A 20,246-nucleotide genomic window follows, 5' to 3' on the forward strand; every position below is an offset into this window, starting at 1 on the left:
TTATTAGAAAAAACGAGTTGTTTCTTCTTGACATACTGGTTGTTTTGTTCAGTTTTCAAAGAGCAAATTGTTTCGGTCGTTTTTGAAGCGACCTTTATATTATATCAACTCGGCATTTCGTTGTCAACAACTTTTTTAAGTTATTTTATTTCGAAAGCAGAAGTTGTTGCGCCTCTTAACGGCGACTTAAATAATATATCATGTTTCTCATCCAAAAGTCAACAATTAATTTTATTTTTTGTTGCTGATAATGCGTTTTGTCGATTTCTGTCTGAGCAACGATATTTAATTTATCACGTTTCTTTCGATAAAGCAAGTCTTTTTTAGAAGAAATTCAAACAATCCCTTTGCTCATTGCCGATCACTAATACAAAAAACGTAGCGCCCCGACAGAGACAAAGGTTGCCGGGACGCTACGTTTTTATTTATTTCTCATTTGAGGGAACAGAAGTACATCCCGTATGGACGGAGAGTTTGTAAGCAGCATGACAAGGCGATCAATTCCTATGCCCAACCCCCCTGTTGGCGGCATTCCATATTCCAACGCCTCAAGGAAGTCATCATCCATCAAATGAGCTTCGTCATTTCCTGCTTCTCTTTCTTTAACCTGCTCCTCAAATCTCTCTCTTTGATCGATTGGGTCATTTAACTCACTAAATGCATTCGCATGTTCCCGGCCGACGATAAATAGTTCGAACCGATCTGTAAAACGCCCATCGACTTCGTTTTTCTTCGCAAGAGGAGATATCTCGACCGGGTGTCCATAAATGAACGTCGGCTGGATCAGTGTGTGTTCTACTTTCTGCTCGAAAAACTCATTTAGCACATGGCCGAATGTGGACGTTGCCGTAATGTCAACACCATGTTCTTTAGCCAGTTCCCGCGCTTTTTCATCACTCATATTCTCCCAAAAATCTACACCAGTTGCTTCTTTGACTGCATCAACCATATGGAGTCTCGTCCACTTTGGTTCCAGATCAACCTCATCTTCTCCATAGGTCACGACAGTGCTGCCAAGAACTTCTTTCGCGATATGTGCTACAAGGTTCTCTGTTAAATCCATGATATCATGGTAATCTGCATATGCCTCATATAGTTCGATCATGGTGAATTCCGGATTATGCCTAGTCGAAACCCCTTCGTTTCTGAAGACACGTCCGATTTCATAGACTTTCTCCATGCCACCGACAATCAGCCGTTTTAGATGTAGTTCAATAGCGATACGCATATACAGCGGGATATCAAGAGCATTGTGATGGGTTACGAAAGGACGTGCAGATGCCCCGCCAGGAATGCCGTGCATCATTGGAGTTTCTACCTCCAAGAAACCTTGATCATCCAAGTAACGCCTCATAGACTGGATAATTTTACTCCTGAGTACAAACGTTTCTTTGCTATCCATATTGGTAATCAAATCAAGATAGCGCTGACGGTACCTCTGTTCCACATCCTTCAGTCCATGATATTTTTCCGGTAAAGGACGCAGAGACTTTGTGAGTAAGTGGAATTCACTTGCTTTCACAGATAATTCCCCCACCTTTGTCTTGAACATGACGCCGGTTACCCCGACAATGTCCCCCATATCCACGGATTGGAAGGTTTCGTATGCCTGCTCTCCTATTGCATCTTTACGCACGTAAATTTGAATCTGGCCGCTTAAGTCCTGAAGATGGGCAAAGCCGGCCTTTCCTTTCCCTCGCTTAGTCATCACACGGCCTGCTATAGTTACTTGTGTTTCTGATTCTTTTTCCTGCAGTTGTTCTTTCGTGAATTCATCGTATAACTCGGTCAATTCAGATGCAGTATGGGTGCGTGTGAATTTCCCTCCAAAAGGATTCAGACCTTGTTCTCGGTAGTCTTCCAATTTGTCCCGCCGCACCTGCATCTGTTCATTCAGTTCATCTGACACCTGTCATCACTCCAGTCATATTTGATATGTATCTGTTAGTATATAGAAAATAAGTGATTATTTCACGTTTCTTCAAAAGGCTATGCAACAAGATCAGACAATCGCAATACCACCTATTTGTGCGAGGCCCCTACTGATTGTCACTCTCCTGAAGTTCGTCAGTAGTTATGGCCAGGGTATGTGCGATCTGCTCCATCAATTCTTTCGTAGGTTTCCTTGTCCCGCGTTCTAGCGATCCCAGTACAGCGATGGATACATCCAATTCCTCTGCAAACTCCTGCTGGGTATAACCTTTCAGTTTTCGGAAACCCCTTACCCTTCTGCCGATTCTCCTTTTATCCATTTCTTAACATCCCTTATGTCTGTTTCTGGAAGTCTATCTATTAAATCTTCAACACGCTCGTCAAAGCCTGGGATTACCAGATCAGGGGCAATCTCGTTCAATGGGACGAGTACGAATGCTCGCTCATGCATTCTTGGATGTGGTATGACTAACCGTTCCATTTTACTATTTTCTTGATTATAGAGCAATATGTCAAGGTCTATCGTGCGCGGTCCCCATCGGATATTCCTTTTCCTCCCTAGCTCCTGCTCAATACTCTGGCATATTTCCAGAAGCTCTACAGGGGAAGATGGAGTGGAAACTTCTACGACCATATTCAGGAAATCACTCTGGTCTGTATAACCGACTGGAAGAGTTTCATAGACCGAGGACTTGATCTCCACAGACACCATCGTACTTTTGTCCAGCAACGTCAATGCCCTATATAAGTGCTCATCTCGAGGTTCGATATTTGTACCAAGTGCGATAAAGGCTTTGTTCATTTTTCTCTCTCCCTGTATATTTCAACAGCTACCGACTCATAATGTCCCGGAATGGGGGGATCCGGCTTAACCACTTTCACCAGGCAAGCTTCCAATCGGCCATATTGCCCCAATAACTCATCAGCAATTTTATCAGCAAGGGTCTCCACCAGGTTAACAGCTTCCCCTTCTACTATTGACCCTATTCTCTGATAGACATCTCCATAGTTTATGGAAGCATTCATATCATCCGTCTTTGCAGCTTGTTTCAAATCTAGGTATAATACGGCATTTACTTCAAACCGCTGTCCCAGCCTATTCTCTTCTGGGAACAGTCCATGATAGCCATAGAATTTTGCTCCATTCAGTATGATTTTATCCATGCGTGATCCCTCCGTTCTCCTGGAGCATAGCATCCGTCATTTTGACCAAATCAGCGGTAACTTTCACGTTATGTACTCGTACCATGTGCGCCCCCTTTACGATCCCTAAACAAGTTGTTGCCCCTGTACCAATGTCCCTCTCTTCAGCAGGTTTATCCAGGACAGTCCCAATGAACCTTTTTCTTGAAGTGGCAAGCAGCAGTGGATAACCCATTCCAGCAAACACTTCAAGATGATGCATGACGGTAAGGTTGTCCTGAGCCGATTTGGCAAAACCCACACCAGGATCCAAGATGATATTTTCATCCCTCACTCCTGCACGCCTTGCTATCTCAATACTCTCCTGCAAGTCTTTTTCCATATCATCCAGCAGGGATGTGTAATTCATATTTTCCCTATTATGCATAAGAATAATAGGAACCTTATATGCTGCAGCCACTTCAGCTATTTCTGGTTCCCTTTTGGCTCCCCATACATCATTTATGATATCGGCTCCAGCTTTCACTGCCGCTTTTGCTGTAGCCGCCTTATATGTATCAATGGAAATCGGTATGTCCAAGGCCTCTTTTACGGCCTGAATGATTGGGACAACCCTGTCAATTTCTTGGACAGCAGATACAGGTGTATGACCGGGCCTGGTGGATTCACCACCGATATCGATAATATCAGCCCCCTGTTCTACTAGCTGTTCCGCCTGTTGTACTGCTTTCTCAACTGTATTGTATCTACCTCCATCAGAAAAAGAGTCTGGGGTAACGTTCAGAATCCCCATAATATGCGTACGTTCAGAAAGATTCAATTCTTTTCCTTTCAACTTAAGCCTCATTTACAGACAACTCGCTTCCGTTAATGTTTATCCAATAGCTTACCACACTTTTGGAAATGTTGGCTATATCGTTCAATAAGCTAGGCAGTGAAGTGTAGATTATTCATAAAAAAAGCCGGCCCCTTTTAGAAGGGTACCAGCTTCTCTGTTTAATTTACTTATCATCTTCGAATTGGTAAAGAGGAGTGGATAAATAGCGTTCTCCATTATCCGGGAGCACAGCCAGAACCTTCTTGCCTGCACCCAATTCTTTTGCCACTTTTTTAGCGGCGTGGACTGCAGCCCCAGAAGAGACACCGCCCAAAATACCATTAGTAGTAGCCGTTTCACGGGCAGCAGCATACGCTTCTTCATTGGAAACCTGCACTACTTCGTCATAAAGGTCGGTATCCAATACTTTTGGTACAAAACCTGCACCAATACCCTGAATTTTATGTGGCCCTGGGGACCCACCAGATAGCACAGGAGAATCGGTCGGTTCTACTGCATAGAGTTTGACTCCGTCGAATGTTTCTTTTAATACTTTCCCGGCGCCGGTAATCGTGCCCCCGGTTCCAATACCGGAAACAAATGCGTCCAGACCATCGCTCATTTGCTCAGCGATCTCTTTCCCTGTTGTCTTAGCATGAATCTCAGGATTGGCTTCGTTATTGAATTGCTGAGGCATGAAGTATCCGTGTTCTTCCTTTAATTCTTCTGCCTTTTTTATCGCACCTTTCATAGCTTCTGCACCAGGAGTCAACACAAGCTCAGCACCATATGCACGCAGCAGGTTGCGACGCTCCTGACTCATTGTGTCGGGCATAACCAGCACAGCTTTATAGCCTTTAGCAGCGGCAACCATAGCCAAACCGATACCAGTATTGCCGCTTGTCGGTTCGATGATGGTGTCTCCCTCTTTCAACTTCCCATCTCTTTCAGCCGCTTCGATCATGGCCAAGGCGATCCGGTCTTTGACCGAGCTTCCCGGGTTGTAGAATTCCAGTTTTAAATAGATATCCGCACTATTTTCATCCGTTACACCATTCAATTTGACAATCGGTGTCTGCCCAATCAAGCCCGCTATATTATTCGCTACTCTCATTACGACTCCTCCTAATTCCTAGTTAAGTTATATGTTTAATTTAAATTTACTGCTTTCTTTAAATTATGTCAATAAAAAAGGAAGAAAAATAACACAACTTCCGGAAATAAAAGATAACAGCCATTCACCCTTTTTTTGCAGAACACTAGGGCGAATGGCTAATACTTCGAAAGATGATCGACATGTCCTATCGATGCTACTTCAACAATCCCCTTAAATCCTCTTCGGAAAAATGATACGTCTCGTTACAGAAGTGGCAATTCGCTTCTGCCCCATGATCCTCATCTATCATTGCTTGTATTTCTTCATTGCCGAGACCGATAATTGCCTGTTCCACTCTTTCTTTTGAGCAGCGACAGCGGAATTCTACAGGCATATTTTCGTGGATTTTCAAATCATCCTCTCCAAAAAGCTGCTGTAGAATTTCTTCCGGGCTCTTTCCTTCCCTGATCAATGTCGATATTGGAGGGAGAAATTTGATTTGCTCTTCCAAGCGGGTGATGACATCCTCTTCCACTCCAGGCATCACCTGTACAATAAAACCTCCGGCGGCAAGAATCGTATGATCCGGATTAACCAGTACGCCCGCTCCAACTGCAGAAGGCACCTGCTCCGAGTTGGCAAAGTAATAAGTAAAATCTTCACTGATTTCACCAGAAACAATCGGCACTTCTCCAGTAAAGAAGTCTTTCAGTCCTAAATCCTTTGTAACGCTGATGCTTCCTTCCGTACCGACCGCACGGGCCACATCCAATTTCCCCTTCTCATTCAAATCAAAGTCGACATGTCCGTTTCCTACATATCCACGTACATGGCCATGGGCATCTCCATCTGTGATGATTGCTTTCAACGGCCCATCACCTTCCACTTTTACCGTGATGGAATCCTCCCCTTTATGCATGGCTCCCATCATGGCAGTGATTGTCAATGTCCTTCCTAACGCCGCGGAGGCAGTAGCCCATGTATCCTGCCTCCTCCGCGCTTCTTCCACCGTATTTGTTGTCGCAGCCGCGTAGGCACGTACCATCCCACGATGAGCTGTTGCTTTAATTAAATAATCTTTCATATTGATACTCCTTTTTAAGCAGTTTTATTAATGGTTATAATGATAAATCAAGTATAACCCTTTCAAAGTTAAATATGGATCAACTACATCTATCGTCGTGGATTTGTCCGAAATCAAGGGGGCCAGCCCTCCGGTAGCAATCACCTTCGGGTTCGTATCCATTTCCCTCTTTATTCGCTCGACAATACTGTCCACTTGTCCCACATAACCATAAAATACACCGGACTGCATCGCTTCCACAGTAGAGGAACCTACTACGTTTTCCGGTGCTTGAATTTCTATCTTCGGCAGTTTGGAGGCTTTGCTATAAAGTGCCTCCATCGAGATATTTATTCCTGGAGCAATGACGCCCCCATGATAGGCCTGATTCTCATCTATATAACAGAACGTGGTTGCCGTTCCAAAGTCGATAATGATGAGTGGTGAGTCATATTCCGATATACCGGCAACGGCGTTCACCACTCTGTCTGCCCCTATCTCCTTTGGGTTAGGGTAGGACATCTTCAAAGGAGACTGCACATGGTCCTTGCCGATAACAAGTGGATCCAACCCAAAATAGTCCCGTGACATCTTTTCCAGGGAAAACATGATCGGCGGAACCACAGAGGAAATGACAACTCCGTGGATATCCTTGAAATCAACCCCTTTATGGTCAAACAGAGACTCCATCAATATGCCGAATTCATCCTCCGTTTTATATCGATCCGTCTTGATTCTCCAATGATATTTGAGCTCCTCTTGTTCAAAAACACCCAGGACAGTATTTGTATTCCCCACATCAAGTACGAATAACATTTCCTTATCATACCTTCCTATACATCCGTAACAGAATAGTTTCTTTTTCTTTGCTTTTCTTTATTAATATACCACACTTCCCGTCGGCTTAATATCCAGGAAACTTGGCGCATCCAAACATAAAAACGGCAGCCATTCTGGTCGGCTGCCGTTATCAATTCTTTAATCGTTCCTTCTCTCTTCTTCATCATCATCCGAGGAAGGCTTATTATCTGTCGTTATTTGGTTATTCTTATCTTCTTCCGTCAATGGAAGGTCGCTTTCATTCGTTTCTGAGCCAGCTGGTTCGTTTCCCGTTTCTTCTTTCGATTGGATATTCACTTTGACATCCTCACCTTCTTCCGGTTCAGGAAGAATTCCGTGGTCGAATAGGGAGCGAATCTGCTTGGCATCCAACGTTTCAACGTCCAGCAGTGTCTTGGCTACAATCTCGAGCTTATCCTTATGCTCTGTAAGAATCGCTTTTGCACGGTCATAACAGTAGTTGATGAAGTTTTGCATCTCCTGGTCTATCTCATGTGCGATCGTATCACTGTAGTTCTGGTCATTGTTAATGTCCCTGCCCAAGAAGACGTCTCCGCCTCCACCGCTTGTGAACTGGAGTGGGCCGATTTTGTCACTCATACCATACTCTGTGATCATCTTACGCGCAATGTTGGTTGCCCGCTGGAAGTCATTGGAGGCACCTGTACTGACTTCTCCAAAGATGATCTCTTCTGCTACCCGACCGCCAAGCAGCCCGGTTATCTTATCGAAAAGTTCTGGTTTGGTCATGAAGTACCTGTCTTCCCTAGGAAGCATAACGGCATAGCCACCCGCCTGCCCCCTTGGAACAATGGTAACTTTATGAACAAAGTCTGCATCGTCCAGAACCATTCCGATGATGGTATGGCCACTCTCGTGATATGCAACAATATTCCGTTCTTTTTCGGATATCACCCTGCTTTTCTTGGCAGGACCGGCAATAACACGATCGATTGCTTCGTCTACATCCAACTGGTTGATGCGCTTCCTGTCATCTCTGGCTGCAACGAGTGCTGCTTCGTTCAACAGATTTTCAAGGTCTGCCCCCGAAAAACCTGGAGTCCGCATGGCAATTGTCTTAAGATCAACCGTTTCATCCAGCGGTTTATTTCTCGCATGGACCTTCAACACATCTTGTCGTCCTTTCACATCTGGACGGTCCACCATGATCTGGCGGTCAAAACGTCCCGGACGCAGAAGTGCCGGGTCTAAAATATCTGCACGGTTGGTGGCTGCTATCATGATAATACCTTCATTTGCTCCGAAACCGTCCATTTCAACGAGCAATTGGTTCAAGGTCTGTTCGCGCTCATCATGACCGCCGCCAAGACCGGCACCCCTCTGTCTTCCGACTGCATCAATCTCATCAATGAAAATGATACATGGGGCGTTTTTCTTAGCATTTTCAAACAAGTCACGTACACGGGAAGCCCCGACACCTACAAACATCTCAACAAAGTCGGAACCACTGATGGAGAAGAACGGAGTTCCTGCCTCACCGGCTACTGCTCGGGCAAGCAGGGTTTTACCTGTTCCCGGAGGCCCGACAAGAAGGACACCCTTAGGGATCCGTGCACCGACTGCGGAGAACTTGCGCGGGTCTTTCAGAAATTCGACAACTTCAACGAGCTCTTGTTTCTCTTCATCCGCTCCAGCAACGTCTTTGAAGCGGACCTTTTTCTTGTCTTCCGTATACATCTTAGCCTTACTTTTCCCAAAGTTCATGACGCGGCCGCCACCGCCGCCGCCACCTTGCGCTCGGCTCAGTATAAAGAAAAATAGCAAACCGATGATGAGGAACGGGAGCATCATGGTCAGGAAGCTCATGAATGGACTTGGCTGGTCCTCCTGCTCAACATGCAGAATGCTCTGCTCCGTCGCCTGGTTCGTTATAGAAGATATAATATCTGTATTATCAGGAACCTGTGTAACAAATTGTTCACTGTCTCCTGTCAATGTTCCTGTTATACGATAAACGCCGTTTACTGGCTTCATCTGCATTTCTTCGACTTCACCATTGTTCAACGCATCGTAAAATTCCTGTACATTCAGTTGTTGCGTCTCTTCATTTTGTCCTTGGAATACACCGATAATTCCTACTACAACAAGGAAAATGAGTATCCAAAAGAATACATTCCGAAATATCCGGTTCATTGCCAACCTCCTCCCAAACGGGGAAAAACTATATAACATCGTACCATACAGAAAAGTCTATATACAACTAATATAACCTTAGGGAACCCACCTTTATCAAGGGCGAAAAGCCATTCGGGAGCATCCATGGTTTCCGTATGTATATACTTAACTATTTACTTTAGCTTCTCACTGTAAACCTCTGGTTTTAACACACCGATATACGGCAGATTCCGATATATTTCATCGTAATCCAACCCATATCCGACCACAAATTCATTCGGCACTTCAAAACCGACCATGTCTGCCTTGATTGCCGCTGTCCTTCCAGCCGGTTTATCCAGAAGGGTGACAATCTTGATGGAATTGGCCTTCCGATACTTGAACAGATCAATCAAATAGCTTAGTGTCAGCCCACTGTCAATGATATCTTCAATGATCAGCAGATCACGACCTTCCACTTTTGTGTCCAAGTCCTTGACAATTTTGACTTCCCCACTGGAAGTGGTTCCTCCTCCATAACTTGATACATCCATAAAGTCCATTTCCAACGGGATCTCAATACGGCGAAGAATATCGGACATGAATGGCATTGCTCCTTTTAGGACTCCTATGGCCAACGGGAACCTGCCATCATATTCTTCTGCCAACTGCTTTCCTAGTTCTTTGCACTTTTGTGCTATTTCTTCTTCGGAAATTAATACTTCTTTAATATCATTATGCATGATTGTCCTCCTACACGTCTCTTTTTTCATATTTAATATGGATAGCTGAGGTTTCTGCCGACTGATGGGAGACCTCTCCTTTTCTCACCCTCGGCAGCCAAAGGATATTCTCGGCATCATCCATTACAACAGGCCATTGATCCCGTGCACTTTTAGGGATCTTCTCATCAATAAAGATATCTTTCACCTTTTTGGAGCCCTTCATCCCCCTCACGGCCATACGATCTCCAGGCTGACGGGTCCGAATATGTAATGGCAGAGCAATTTGCCCCGTGCAACAATAATGACAACTGCCCTCCTCTTCATCCCACTCCCCGAAATAACTGCGGAGTACCGAACCATCCGGCAAGGTGATCCTGCCAGGGACAGGAAGAGTAAAATGATAAGGAAGGCTTTGGCTGTCTTCCGGAAAATAAAGGACAACCTTCCCATATGACTTTTCAACCTTAAGCTTTCCAGGAAAATCTATTCGAACATTGCCCTTATCCTTCTCCAACAAGCCAAAAAAATGTTCTTCATGAATGTAGGATAAATCCTTAGGCAATTTATCATATAGATAGTTTAATATTAAGTGAAAGACCCTCCTTTGTAAAGCAGGAGGATGCTTACTGAACACAGGGATTGTCAGGGTTGCTTTCCTTTCTGTTTTCCACAGCTGGACTGTCTCCTTCAGCACTTTCTCCGCTTCCTCCCAAAGGTACTCTTCATCTTCACGCAATGTATCGCTTAAATGCTGTACGGTTGTATGTATATTGCTGTTTTTTTGTTTCAGAAGAGGAACGACCTTTTTTCGATAAAAGTTCCTTGTGTAGTTGGTCTCCTCATTGGAAGGATCCAGACGAGGATAGATGGAGTGTTTCTCACAATATGCTGTTATATCCTCCTTTGTGACTGTCAGGAAAGGACGTACAATGCTTCCGCCAGCAAACTCCCTCTTCACAGGAATACCAGAAAAAGAACGGGAACTGCCTGCACGCACCAGATTCATCACCATCGTTTCCACCTGGTCATCACCATGATGTCCTAGCGCGAGGAAGTCAGCACGGTGGGCCTTCATTTGCTCAGCAAAAAAACGATAACGCAGCACACGGGCAGCAGCCTGTGTGCCTACCCGTTCTTCCCGTTTATACGAAGGCACGTCCAGAGAAACTCCCTTAAAGGGAATTTCCCATTTCTGGCATGTCTCCCTCACGTATTCCAAGTCTCCTAAAGACTCATCTCCTCGCAATTGGTGGTCCACACAGACAGCAATAACTTCAATTCCCCAATTCCGCTTCAAAGTGGACAGGTAGTGCAACAGGGCCATGGAATCCGGTCCGCCTGAAACCCCTACTAATACTGTACTGTTTTCCTTTAGCAGCTGGTGCTTTTTAATGAATGTCATGACTTCCTGTTTCAATATCCAGCATCTCCCATATGTAGCAAATAGTAATTTAACTATACCAATATATCTTTTTCTCCTACAAGAGGAGAGAAAAAAAGTAATAGATGACAGCTATCAGCCCAATCAGACTATTCTCCGCCAAGGGAGAGGAATGCTCTTTCCTTGCCGGCCTTCTTCTATTAGGCTGCTGTCCCTTTACTATCGAAGCTACATCCTTCATCATCGTTGCACTGGATATGTATTGGCCTAGCACGGCTTTCCTCAGCGGCTGCCGGTAGGGCTGCAAGTCAGGGATATTATTTATCTTTCTCAACAACGTCTTCGCCGAATCAGATCCCTTTTCGAATTTCTTGGGATAATATATATTCAAAAACACCATGGCCAAGGCAAAGAGATCGTACCCCGGTTCAGCCTTCCTTGACCCGAGTCCCCAATAACCCCGGTCGTAAAACTCTGTATACTCCTTGATTGCCCTCCCCACCTTGGTCGTCCCTCCGACATCCACCCAGCGGACACGCCTCGGCTTATCCAATACTAGGAGATTTTCTGGCTTCAAATCACCATAAACCCAGCCGGATTGATGCAATCGGTGCAGATCATCGAGAAGCTGGAGCATCAACACACCAATCCAGCTGCTTCCGTTACGGGCGACGAACTCGGATAAGGATTTCCCCTGCAGATATTCCATTACATAAAAGGTGTAGGTGTCGCCTCCAGGGGGGTGCCAATCATCAACGTCCATTAAATAAGGCCCAAGAGGGTTTCCTTGGACCTTGTTCAGAGATTTCAATACATTGACCTCCATAGCTAATGATGTACCTTTTCGACTGACCTTCATTGCAACCGATTCTCCCTCTGAGTCGCATAAGTATACCGTTCCAATTGCTCCTGCACCAAGTCTTTGTTTGATCATATAGGTTCTTCCGTGCCATTTGCCTCGAATCTTCATTCCCGGGGATAAGTCAATAGCCTGTCTCTTCCATGCCTCGTTCATCCCTTAGACTCCTCCTGAGGTTCTTTTTGCCGAACTGGTACATGGCTTCCCGTATGGCCGGTCCCGTCGGAGTAATCCCTCCACTGGAAAGCTTCGGGAAAAGCCTTTCCACGGATGATAATTCGGAGGACCATCCCATGATACTTTGAATATCTTTACGTTTTCCCGGAAATTGGAAGATACTGTAACGATTCCTTCCAATCCGTGCATTCAGACTGATGGAGAGGTCTGCTAGCGCCTCCTTTACGGTTGGCAGTTTATCATACATGCTCGCACTGGTATCAACAAGCACAAGCACTTCCAAGTCACAGGTTTCCCCCATGTCTTCCACCACTTCCATTATCTCTCCGCGCTTTTCGGGTGCAAGATCATCCATGGATTGATTCGGCCCCAGAATCTGCTGCAGTTCCTTATTGACAAACCCCTGAAGTGTTTGGGTCATTGCCTGCTTTGTCACCATCTGGACTGTCTGGGACAATGCTTGTTGATATACCAACTGGCTTACCCCGCCACCGGATTGGGCAATTTCCTCTACTTCTTCCAACCCCTCCGACTGCTCTGTACCATCTTCCAGAATACCGATCACGTTTACCGTAATCCCTTGCTCATATGCTATCGCAGCTGCTGCAGATGGGTCTTCCCCCTTATTGGAGCAGCCATCCGTTATTAACAGAATCTGTTTCAGTGTTCCTTTTCGCACAGCCCATACCTCCCATCTTTTTCTCTAAAAGCATGGGCAAAAACCAAACGAAATAAACATAAAAAACGAACCCGACTAATTAGAGGCGAACATAGGCAGGGAACCAAAGAGCTCGTGGTTTCCGTGCTCAAAGTGTTCCCTGCCTATAACAAAAAGCTTCTGGAAGGAAGAGCTAGCCAGCATGGACAAATGCAACTGTCAATTGTCGAATCTACCATCAAACCGTTCCTCATTGGGCCTTTGTTTTAAAGGCCGGAATCGTCGCCCATTTGGGCATATTCTTCTCAATCTTGACTACCAGCACTGTCATATCGTCTACTATTGCTCCTGCCCTGGTACGAATGACTTCTTCCAACAAAAGGTCAGCAATTTCCTGAGGCTCCTCGGTCCGCATTTCCCTCACTTTCCGTTTAATCCATAGATCCGTATTTTCAACATGTTTAGGTCCATCAAATATGCCGTCGCTCATCATGATCAGTATGTCGCCATCCACCAGCTGCTCACTCACTATATCTACATCGAAATCCTGGACAATACCCATGGGCAGATTGCTGGCCTCTACTTTCAGCATCTTATCCCCCCGTTTAATGAAACTGGGAGTCGAACCTATTTTCAAGAATTGGACGAAAGCATTGTGGAGATCAATGACAGCCAGGTCCAATGTAGCAAATATTTCATCGGTGGTCCGTAAGGCCAAAATAGAATTAATGGACTTGATGGCTACTTTTTCCGGTATTCCTGTCTGTAGAATCTGCTGCAGCAATCGTAGCGTTTCTACACTTTCTTCTTGAGCTCTCTCACCGTTCCCCATCCCATCACTAATAGCCATTGCATATTTTCCTGCTCCAAGCTCGATAGTGGTATAGCTGTCCCCGGAGATTAGTCCTCCCCCTTTCGCTGCACTAGCGGCACCCGTCTCCACGACAAATTCTTTTGCTGAACCGAAAGCCAAGAAACTATACCCGTGGGCAAACGGAGAAATCTCCTCCTGTTTTACAATCACCACTTCTTTCAAAATATCGGATAGGAGTGGTGCAATCAGTTTAGCCCCTTCGCCATGATATTCATAGAAAGCTGCTGTCATCTCTATATCGATATTTCCTTTTTCCAATGAATAAATGTCCAGCTTTTCGAGTTCAATACCCATGTATTTAAGAGCATGGAGAATCTGAGCCTCCTGCTGATCATGATGCTGCCTCTCTTTCACAATTTCTTTGGCAAAATCCTCCATTACTTCGGAAACTCCCTGCAGCTGATCCGCTACAAGCCTTTTGCTTTCCAACACCTGTTGTTTCAACTTCCGGTTCGCCTCAAAAAAGGAAGCCTCCTGCCTCATTGCCTCCAATACTTTTTGCGGCTTGACACAATAGCTCTCGAACTCTCTTACAGCTTTTCTGTTCGGTGTCTTTCCATCCACTACATCCTCCTTCATATCCTCCATAAGTGAATACGTATAATCAAATTGCTTCTGCCAGCAACGCTCTTTCATAAAACATGTCTGACATGTCTTTTCTGTCACCTGGCTCAAATAGTAATCCGTCTCACGCCTTGTCTCCATATCATCTTCTACGTCGTGCTCCGTGTTGTTAAAGCTCTTGGCCAATGCCTGAAAGACATCGGAAAACTGTTCCACCCGCCTGGCAGTTACGTTACGTACCTTTTGGAGGTACTGATCCTGTTCATTCGTGTATTCCTCTGTTCCTGGAATATAGCGAGACAACGTTTTGATCCAACTGGCAGGAGTCAGAAAGAACAACAGAATTGCGAAGGATGACTCAATCAGCGAGGGTACTACTTCCGTTGCATTACCATAGATCCCTATTAAAAATGTACCTACCAATAGACCTGCCGCAACACCAGGTTTTCTTCCTTCCTTCAGCAATCCGCCCAATAATCCGGAAAATGCCAGCAGGCTCATCTGGTACAAGTTCGCTACATTCGCCAATGATAAAATCAAACCGGCAACCACACCAACAGTCGAACCGATGGAGGCTCCACCGACAAATGCGAGCAGCAGCACAAAATACCTGGAGAAAACTTGTTCCAGTGAAGCATCATACACTTCCCAACCAATTGTCCCTGTTAATATTGAAGCAAGTAGGATGATCATGCAGACAATTTCTTCATTTTTCAACGCAGGCTTAAATCTTTTTGGTGATATCAATGGAACGCTTTGCATAAAAATCAATACAAGCACCGTTCCCAATACACCCTCCACCAAAAGAAGCAGCCATTCATACGAAGACAGTTGTCCATTAACTGAATATAAAAACAACCTGGGTGCCACTGTGGATAGGAAGACGAACAACGGTATGATGAGCTGCTGTTTCCGAGCATGCTTGAAAATGCCAGCAAGAAGCAGAAATACAAGCATGGCCATCCCTAAGAACACACTGTGCATCACCGAGAAACTCAGGGCACCTGCCAGTACTGCCAACATAGATTTTGCTGCTTTTTCCTTATGTACGATCCACAAAGTTGCAATAAAAGCTACAGCAAAAGGTGAAACCACTGATAAAATGACCGCACGGCCTAATAGAAAACCGACAAGAATATAAAGCCATCCCTTATTAAGAAGGACAGCCTTTAGTTTTTGGGCCGCCTTTCCTCGGAGTTTCCCAAACCTATTAGATTTTTCCATCCCAAATGTTTTCGTTTCTGCCCGTGGAAGCGAATCCATCATAATAAAGCCCCTCCCCTTCTTTCTGTTATTGAACCATAGTATGACTTCTTTTTTTGTCAAACGGTCAGAGCTCATCCTAAAAATCGTTCGACTATATTCTGAATATTGAGCATGGTTCAACATAGCTCTCCCTTCTCTATTAGCAATACACAAGCAATCTGGATATCCTCCCCTTTTTTATTCTGTAGAAAAGTACATTCTTGTGGCGAAAAACAGAAAATAAGTTCATTTAACTTGTCTATTGCAAAGCAATGTTTGTTTACCTATAATAGTTCTAGAGCAAATAGTTCGCACAAGAACATTTCCGTAGACGAAGGAGTTTAAAAATGGAAAGGCATGAGAAAGTAACAGAGATTCTATATTCATTTCGGGAAGTAAATAAATATTTCTATCGGCAGATGTGGCATCATGCAGATGAGATGGGTGTTACCCTAGTACAGTTGCAAATCATGAAGCTTATTTCCGAGGAGCCTAATATGAGCCTGGGAGAGCTTACGCAAAAAATGAATCTTGGCAAAAGTACAGTTAGCAGTACGGTAGAACGCCTGGTTAAAGCCGGTTATCTGAAGAGGGAACAATCTACAGAGGACAGAAGAGTGGTTATCCTCAACCTTACTGAAGTAGGCAGGGAGAAACAGAAAGAAGGGATAGAAAAATACCATATACGCCTGCAGAAACTTGGAGACATCACGGATGAAGATGCAAAAACATTGCTCCGCCTTCACCAGATGGTACAAGAAAAGATAAAATTAAATGGAGATGAAGAAAATTGAAAGATAGATCAGCTTTTATAGATACAGCAGAGGTGCCAAAAGGCCCCATTATTTTTGTGATGGTGCTGGGCGCTTTTGTAGCCATATTAAATCAAACATTGTTGAATGTAGCACTGCCGGTAATGATTGTGGACCTTGGTATGTCCGCGAACGCCGCACAGTCACTTACGACGATTTTCATGCTGGTGAACGGTATTTTAATTCCGATTACCGCTTTTTTAATGGAGAAATTCTCAACCAGACAGTTATTTCTTACAGCGATGTCCCTGTTTGCTTTGGGTACACTGATATGTGCCATCTCTTTCTCCTATCCATCCCTGCTTATCGGACGCATCGTCCAAGCAGCTGGTGCTGGTATCATGATGCCCCTTTTGATGAATGTCATCCTCAGTTTATTTCCTGTAGAAAAACGAGGCTCTGCTATGGGGATGATCGGACTGGCCATGATGTTTGCCCCTGCAATTGGGCCGACTCTCTCTGGCATTATCGTCCAATCTTTCTCATGGAGGGTGCTATTCTACATTGTATTGCCGATAGCGGTTATTGATGTCATTTTGGCTTTCTTCCTGTTGAGAAATGTAACAAAACTGTCCAATCCAAAAGTGGATGTCCCCTCCATCGTTTTATCAACGCTAGCATTCGGAGGACTGCTATATGGGTTCTCCAGTGCAGGAGAGAAAGGATGGACAAGTCCAGATGTCCTTCTGCCGTTGGGTGTGGGTGCTTTTATAATGTTCTTCTTTATTACAAGGCAGCTGCATATGAAAACACCTATGCTTGAGTTCCGTGTATTCAGATACAATATGTTTACCCTCACAACGATCATCAATGTTGTGGTCACAATGTCAATGTTTGCAGCAATGATTTTAATTCCGATATATTTACAGAATATCCGGGGGTTTACTCCCTTGGAATCGGGGCTTCTCCTGCTGCCAGGTGCCCTGATATCAGCGTTCATGTCCCCTTTGACTGGCAGGCTTTTTGACCGGATTGGTGCTCGTCCGCTTGCCTTGGTAGGCCTTGGCATTATCGCAGTCACTACCTATATGTTCTCTAACCTGACCGATGAAACGGGATATTATCCGATGATGTTTGCCTACAGTACAAGGATGATAGGGATTTCCTTGATCATGATGCCTATCATGACAGCTGGCCTCAACCAGCTACCCCGAAGGCTCTATGCCCACGGAACTGCCATGTCCAATACCTTGAGACAGATGGCCGGATCTATCGGCACAGCCTTCCTGGTAACTGTGATGACTGCCCAGACGGCTAAGCATCTTGCGGACCGCATGCCATCTGGAGAGCAATTGACAGATCAGCAGTTTCTTCACTTGGAAAACTTGGCAACCATTGATGGAATCAATGACTCCTTTATGGTGGCAACGCTTTGCTCCATCCTGGGGTTTGTCCTTTCCTTCTTCATCAAAAGAGTTAGACCGGCTGATGAAGAAGAAGGAGATCTAACCAAATACGAGACAGAAAGCCAACTGCCAGTAGGCGGGAAGGTCAGCGTGGAAAATAGGTAGGTAAAGATGGCCCCGAAAATTGGGCCATCTCTATTTTTATTGTTGACAGATGTCTACGTCTGTTGTATCATAATTTCTGTTGACAAATTCGGCGGTGTAGCTCAGCTGGCGAGAGCGTACGGTTCATACCCGTGAGGTCGGGGGTTCGATCCCCTCCACCGCCATTAAAAAATACCGGATTCTCCGGCAACAAATGAAAAAACCTGCTAACCCATACGGTTAGCAGGTTTTTTTCGAATGAGCAACAATTATTCTGTTGATAAAATGAATATTACAGTAATAGTTGCCCATCAAAAAAGCAGGTATCTGCTATACTGCAGATACCTGCTTTTCATCTATGACAGAGCATTATTATAGACAGCAACTGCTATCCTCTTTTAGCACCTCTTCCCCCGCGCTTGGATTCGGTGTGCTTCTTCAAAGAGGCCAATCGGTCTTCTGAGTCCTTGAGGAAACGGTTCATTTTGGATTCGAATGTTTCCGTGCGCTCCCGATTATCTCGTTGCGGACGTTTTGGCCGATCCTTCGCCTTTTTGATGGAAAGGCCGATTTTGCCATCCTTTTCAACATTAATAACTTTGACTGTCACTGTATCGCCAACAGTCAAGTGATCATTAATGTCCTTGACATAGTTGTCGGCAACTTCACTAATATGAACGAGGCCGGTCTTACCTTCCTCAAGCTCTACAAAAGCCCCGAAATTAGTGATACCAGTTACCTTTCCCTGCAGCTTGCTGCCTACTTCGATTGACATAAAAAAAATGCTCCTCCTTAAAAGATTAAAATAAAATATATAGTTCTTTTATATTATAGCCAACCTTATGAAAAGGTGTCAATATGAGGGGTCCTCCGCAGGTATATTAAATATCAGCTCGCCCTCTTTTGAAAAGAAATAATTCGTGCGGGCGACATCCAACACGTACTCTTCATTATTGAGCAGTTCAATCTCTTCCTTCAGGTCAGCTTCTTGTTGTTCCAGTTGAGCCAATTCTTCTTCCAGCTGTTGATATTCCTCCAGCTTCTCGGCATGAAGTACTCTTTGCTGTATATGGTAGACTGCCATGCTTCCCACAGCGAGCATTGTTATGAGAGAAAATAGCACAAGACGCCGGATTAATCGCTGCTTTTTCCTTTTCTGCCTCTCCTGCTGGGCATCGTATTTCTGCATATAGTTCGAATCTAATCTTGTAACTGTTTTTTCCTCCGAAGCCAACGCTTCTACCTCCTCTTTTTGATGATGTACTCCTTGCACTTTTTATATATATTCTTCATTGTACTATAAACTCCTGCCAATTTGTGTAAGTTTTTTTGCCAGCTTTCCGGCAACAGAGAAAAAATCATACGGAATAGCCAAAAAACCGGGGCTGTGGCCACTTTCCACAAAAATAGCAGGATAGCGAAGATCAGCTTCCATGCCCCTAGTGCGGCAGCTACGAGTAATAAAAACATCCACTTTACAGGAGTGAATACAAGCAATTGGAACACCCGTTTGCAGAAGCGCCATATGGCGGCACCTATCCGGATAATGTGTTCCAGCATCCGCTTGTATGCAGCCGCTGCAAGCGCCTGGTAAGCGGCAAAACCCAGGAAACAGGCGAGAAATATATAAAGCCGAAGCTCTCCGCCATTGGCACGGAATAGAATATAAAAGATGATACCGGTCTGTGCCAGCCAAAAGCAGACCTCCAGGACATATGCCAATAACACTCGGTCTTTCCAATACATAGCAAACCGTCGGAAGGTATCTTGTATTATACCCAGATAAAAGCCACTTAAAACCATCGCTATCATTGTTATAAATTGAACACTGAGTGTCATCGGAACAGCTTGCTAAAGATTCCTTTAGCTTTCTCCTGCTGTTCATCGACATAAGAAAGCTCATAAATTTTCCCCTTGATTGAGACTACACCATCCCCTACATCCAAGTTCTTCAACTGAAGGTTTTGGCCACGGACAATAAGATAGCCCATTACGGTTTCCAATAGGAATTCTTCATTATCAAAGCTGTCCACCTCTTTGACGCCGGTGATTTCTAAATTTTTTCGATGATTGAGTTTTACAGAGTGGTCGGCGGGAGTACGATTCAATTTTTCCTTTGGTTCATAGTAATTATCCATATAAAAAGCCCTCCTTATCATTCTTACTTTATGAAAGGAGGGACAAGTCTAGAACTTATTCTGGCTTTTCTTCTTTGAGTACCTTATACAATGTTTCAGCTTCGTCTTTTTTTACATTCTCGCGGAGGTCTGTCACCTGGATGGTGACCAACTTTTGGCCGAATTTGATAACCAGCTCATCTCCTACAGCTACATCTGAAGCAGCCTTAGCCTTATTGCCATTTATGGTGATCCTTCCTTGGTCTGCAACTTCTTTGGCCAATGTTCTGCGTTTGATCAACCTTGATAGTTTTAAAAACTTATCCAATCTCATCTAT

Annotated in this window: 22 protein-coding genes and 1 tRNA gene; 4 read left to right on the top strand and 19 right to left on the bottom strand. The window is 44.6% G+C overall.

Annotation, left to right across the window (positions count from 1 at the left end; translation table 11 throughout):
• A partial coding sequence (locus tag ACFOGI_RS11940) for a hypothetical protein (RefSeq protein WP_390272776.1) occupies positions 1–327 on the top strand: 327 nt, incomplete at its 5' end.
• Positions 328–421: 94 nt separating this feature from the next.
• On the opposite strand, the gene lysS is transcribed toward ACFOGI_RS11940, so the two are convergent.
• The 14 genes from lysS to spoIIE all read right to left on the bottom strand — a co-directional run bounded on the left by lysS (position 422) and on the right by spoIIE (position 15,510).
• Positions 422–1,909 (bottom strand): lysine--tRNA ligase, encoded by a 1,488-nt coding sequence (gene lysS / locus ACFOGI_RS11945; RefSeq protein ID WP_390272779.1) that lies wholly within the window; start codon positions 1,907–1,909, stop codon positions 422–424.
• 130 nt (positions 1,910–2,039) lie between these two features.
• A complete protein-coding gene (locus tag ACFOGI_RS11950; protein WP_390272782.1) occupies positions 2,040–2,252 on the bottom strand; it encodes a helix-turn-helix domain-containing protein in 213 nt (70 codons plus the stop codon).
• On the bottom strand, positions 2,222–2,734 hold the full coding sequence (gene folK / locus ACFOGI_RS11955) for a 2-amino-4-hydroxy-6-hydroxymethyldihydropteridine diphosphokinase (protein ID WP_390272784.1): 513 nt from the start codon (positions 2,732–2,734) through the stop codon (positions 2,222–2,224). The genes ACFOGI_RS11950 and folK overlap by 31 nt, the downstream gene beginning before the upstream one ends.
• Positions 2,731–3,096, bottom strand: coding sequence for a dihydroneopterin aldolase (gene folB / locus ACFOGI_RS11960; protein ID WP_390272786.1), 366 nt, complete (start codon positions 3,094–3,096; stop codon positions 2,731–2,733). Before folB ends, folK begins: the two co-directional genes overlap by 4 nt.
• Complete coding sequence (gene folP / locus ACFOGI_RS11965) at positions 3,089–3,922, bottom strand: dihydropteroate synthase (protein ID WP_390272789.1); 834 nt, start codon at positions 3,920–3,922, stop codon at positions 3,089–3,091. The genes folB and folP overlap by 8 nt, the downstream gene beginning before the upstream one ends.
• A gap of 154 nt (positions 3,923–4,076) precedes the next feature.
• Positions 4,077–5,006, bottom strand: coding sequence for a cysteine synthase A (gene cysK, locus ACFOGI_RS11970; protein WP_390272791.1), 930 nt, complete (start codon positions 5,004–5,006; stop codon positions 4,077–4,079).
• Positions 5,007–5,202: 196 nt separating this feature from the next.
• Positions 5,203–6,072: an Hsp33 family molecular chaperone HslO gene (gene hslO, locus ACFOGI_RS11975; RefSeq protein ID WP_390272793.1), complete on the bottom strand. Its 870-nt coding sequence runs from the start codon at positions 6,070–6,072 to the stop codon at positions 5,203–5,205.
• Between the two features lie 27 nt (positions 6,073–6,099).
• A complete protein-coding gene (locus tag ACFOGI_RS11980; protein WP_390272795.1) occupies positions 6,100–6,867 on the bottom strand; it encodes a type III pantothenate kinase in 768 nt (255 codons plus the stop codon).
• A gap of 162 nt (positions 6,868–7,029) precedes the next feature.
• Positions 7,030–9,045, bottom strand: coding sequence for an ATP-dependent zinc metalloprotease FtsH (ftsH, locus tag ACFOGI_RS11985; protein ID WP_390272798.1), 2,016 nt, complete (start codon positions 9,043–9,045; stop codon positions 7,030–7,032).
• Between the two features lie 155 nt (positions 9,046–9,200).
• Positions 9,201–9,749: a hypoxanthine phosphoribosyltransferase gene (gene hpt, locus ACFOGI_RS11990; RefSeq protein WP_390272800.1), complete on the bottom strand. Its 549-nt coding sequence runs from the start codon at positions 9,747–9,749 to the stop codon at positions 9,201–9,203.
• Between the two features lie 10 nt (positions 9,750–9,759).
• Entirely contained in the window at positions 9,760–11,148 is a 1,389-nt protein-coding gene (gene tilS / locus ACFOGI_RS11995) for a tRNA lysidine(34) synthetase TilS (RefSeq protein WP_390272803.1), read from the bottom strand.
• Positions 11,149–11,209: 61 nt separating this feature from the next.
• Positions 11,210–12,127, bottom strand: coding sequence for a protein kinase domain-containing protein (locus ACFOGI_RS12000; RefSeq protein WP_390272805.1), 918 nt, complete (start codon positions 12,125–12,127; stop codon positions 11,210–11,212).
• Positions 12,096–12,827, bottom strand: a complete 732-nt coding sequence (locus ACFOGI_RS12005; RefSeq protein WP_390272807.1) for a VWA domain-containing protein — start codon at positions 12,825–12,827, stop codon at positions 12,096–12,098. Before ACFOGI_RS12005 ends, ACFOGI_RS12000 begins: the two co-directional genes overlap by 32 nt.
• 229 nt (positions 12,828–13,056) lie before the next feature.
• On the bottom strand, positions 13,057–15,510 hold the full coding sequence (gene spoIIE, locus ACFOGI_RS12010; protein WP_390272809.1) for a stage II sporulation protein E: 2,454 nt from the start codon (positions 15,508–15,510) through the stop codon (positions 13,057–13,059).
• Positions 15,511–15,836: 326 nt separating this feature from the next.
• Between spoIIE and ACFOGI_RS12015 the strand changes: the two genes are divergently transcribed.
• The 3 genes from ACFOGI_RS12015 (at position 15,837) to ACFOGI_RS12025 (ending at position 17,976) form a co-directional block, all read left to right on the top strand.
• On the top strand, positions 15,837–16,283 hold the full coding sequence (locus ACFOGI_RS12015) for a MarR family winged helix-turn-helix transcriptional regulator (RefSeq protein ID WP_390272811.1): 447 nt from the start codon (positions 15,837–15,839) through the stop codon (positions 16,281–16,283).
• Positions 16,280–17,812: a DHA2 family efflux MFS transporter permease subunit gene (locus tag ACFOGI_RS12020; protein ID WP_390272814.1), complete on the top strand. Its 1,533-nt coding sequence runs from the start codon at positions 16,280–16,282 to the stop codon at positions 17,810–17,812. The genes ACFOGI_RS12015 and ACFOGI_RS12020 overlap by 4 nt, the downstream gene beginning before the upstream one ends.
• Before the next feature lie 90 nt (positions 17,813–17,902).
• Positions 17,903–17,976 (top strand) — tRNA-Met (locus tag ACFOGI_RS12025).
• A 203-nt stretch (positions 17,977–18,179) separates the two neighbouring features.
• Here ACFOGI_RS12025 and ACFOGI_RS12030 read toward each other — a convergent pair.
• From ACFOGI_RS12030 to ACFOGI_RS12050, 5 genes are all read right to left on the bottom strand, one after another.
• Positions 18,180–18,566, bottom strand: a complete 387-nt coding sequence (locus ACFOGI_RS12030; protein WP_390272816.1) for a S1 domain-containing RNA-binding protein — start codon at positions 18,564–18,566, stop codon at positions 18,180–18,182.
• Between the two features lie 78 nt (positions 18,567–18,644).
• Positions 18,645–19,025, bottom strand: coding sequence for a septum formation initiator family protein (locus ACFOGI_RS12035; protein ID WP_390272818.1), 381 nt, complete (start codon positions 19,023–19,025; stop codon positions 18,645–18,647).
• A gap of 5 nt (positions 19,026–19,030) precedes the next feature.
• Positions 19,031–19,630: a spore cortex biosynthesis protein YabQ gene (gene yabQ, locus ACFOGI_RS12040; protein WP_390272820.1), complete on the bottom strand. Its 600-nt coding sequence runs from the start codon at positions 19,628–19,630 to the stop codon at positions 19,031–19,033.
• Complete coding sequence (gene yabP, locus ACFOGI_RS12045; protein ID WP_390272823.1) at positions 19,627–19,929, bottom strand: sporulation protein YabP; 303 nt, start codon at positions 19,927–19,929, stop codon at positions 19,627–19,629. Before yabP ends, yabQ begins: the two co-directional genes overlap by 4 nt.
• A 55-nt stretch (positions 19,930–19,984) precedes the next feature.
• A complete protein-coding gene (locus ACFOGI_RS12050) occupies positions 19,985–20,242 on the bottom strand; it encodes an RNA-binding S4 domain-containing protein (protein WP_390272825.1) in 258 nt (85 codons plus the stop codon).
• Between the last annotated feature and the right edge of the window lie 4 nt (positions 20,243–20,246).

This window comes from Virgibacillus xinjiangensis (genome assembly GCF_042643145.1).
Taxonomy (GTDB): domain Bacteria; phylum Bacillota; class Bacilli; order Bacillales; family Amphibacillaceae; genus Virgibacillus_O; species Virgibacillus_O xinjiangensis.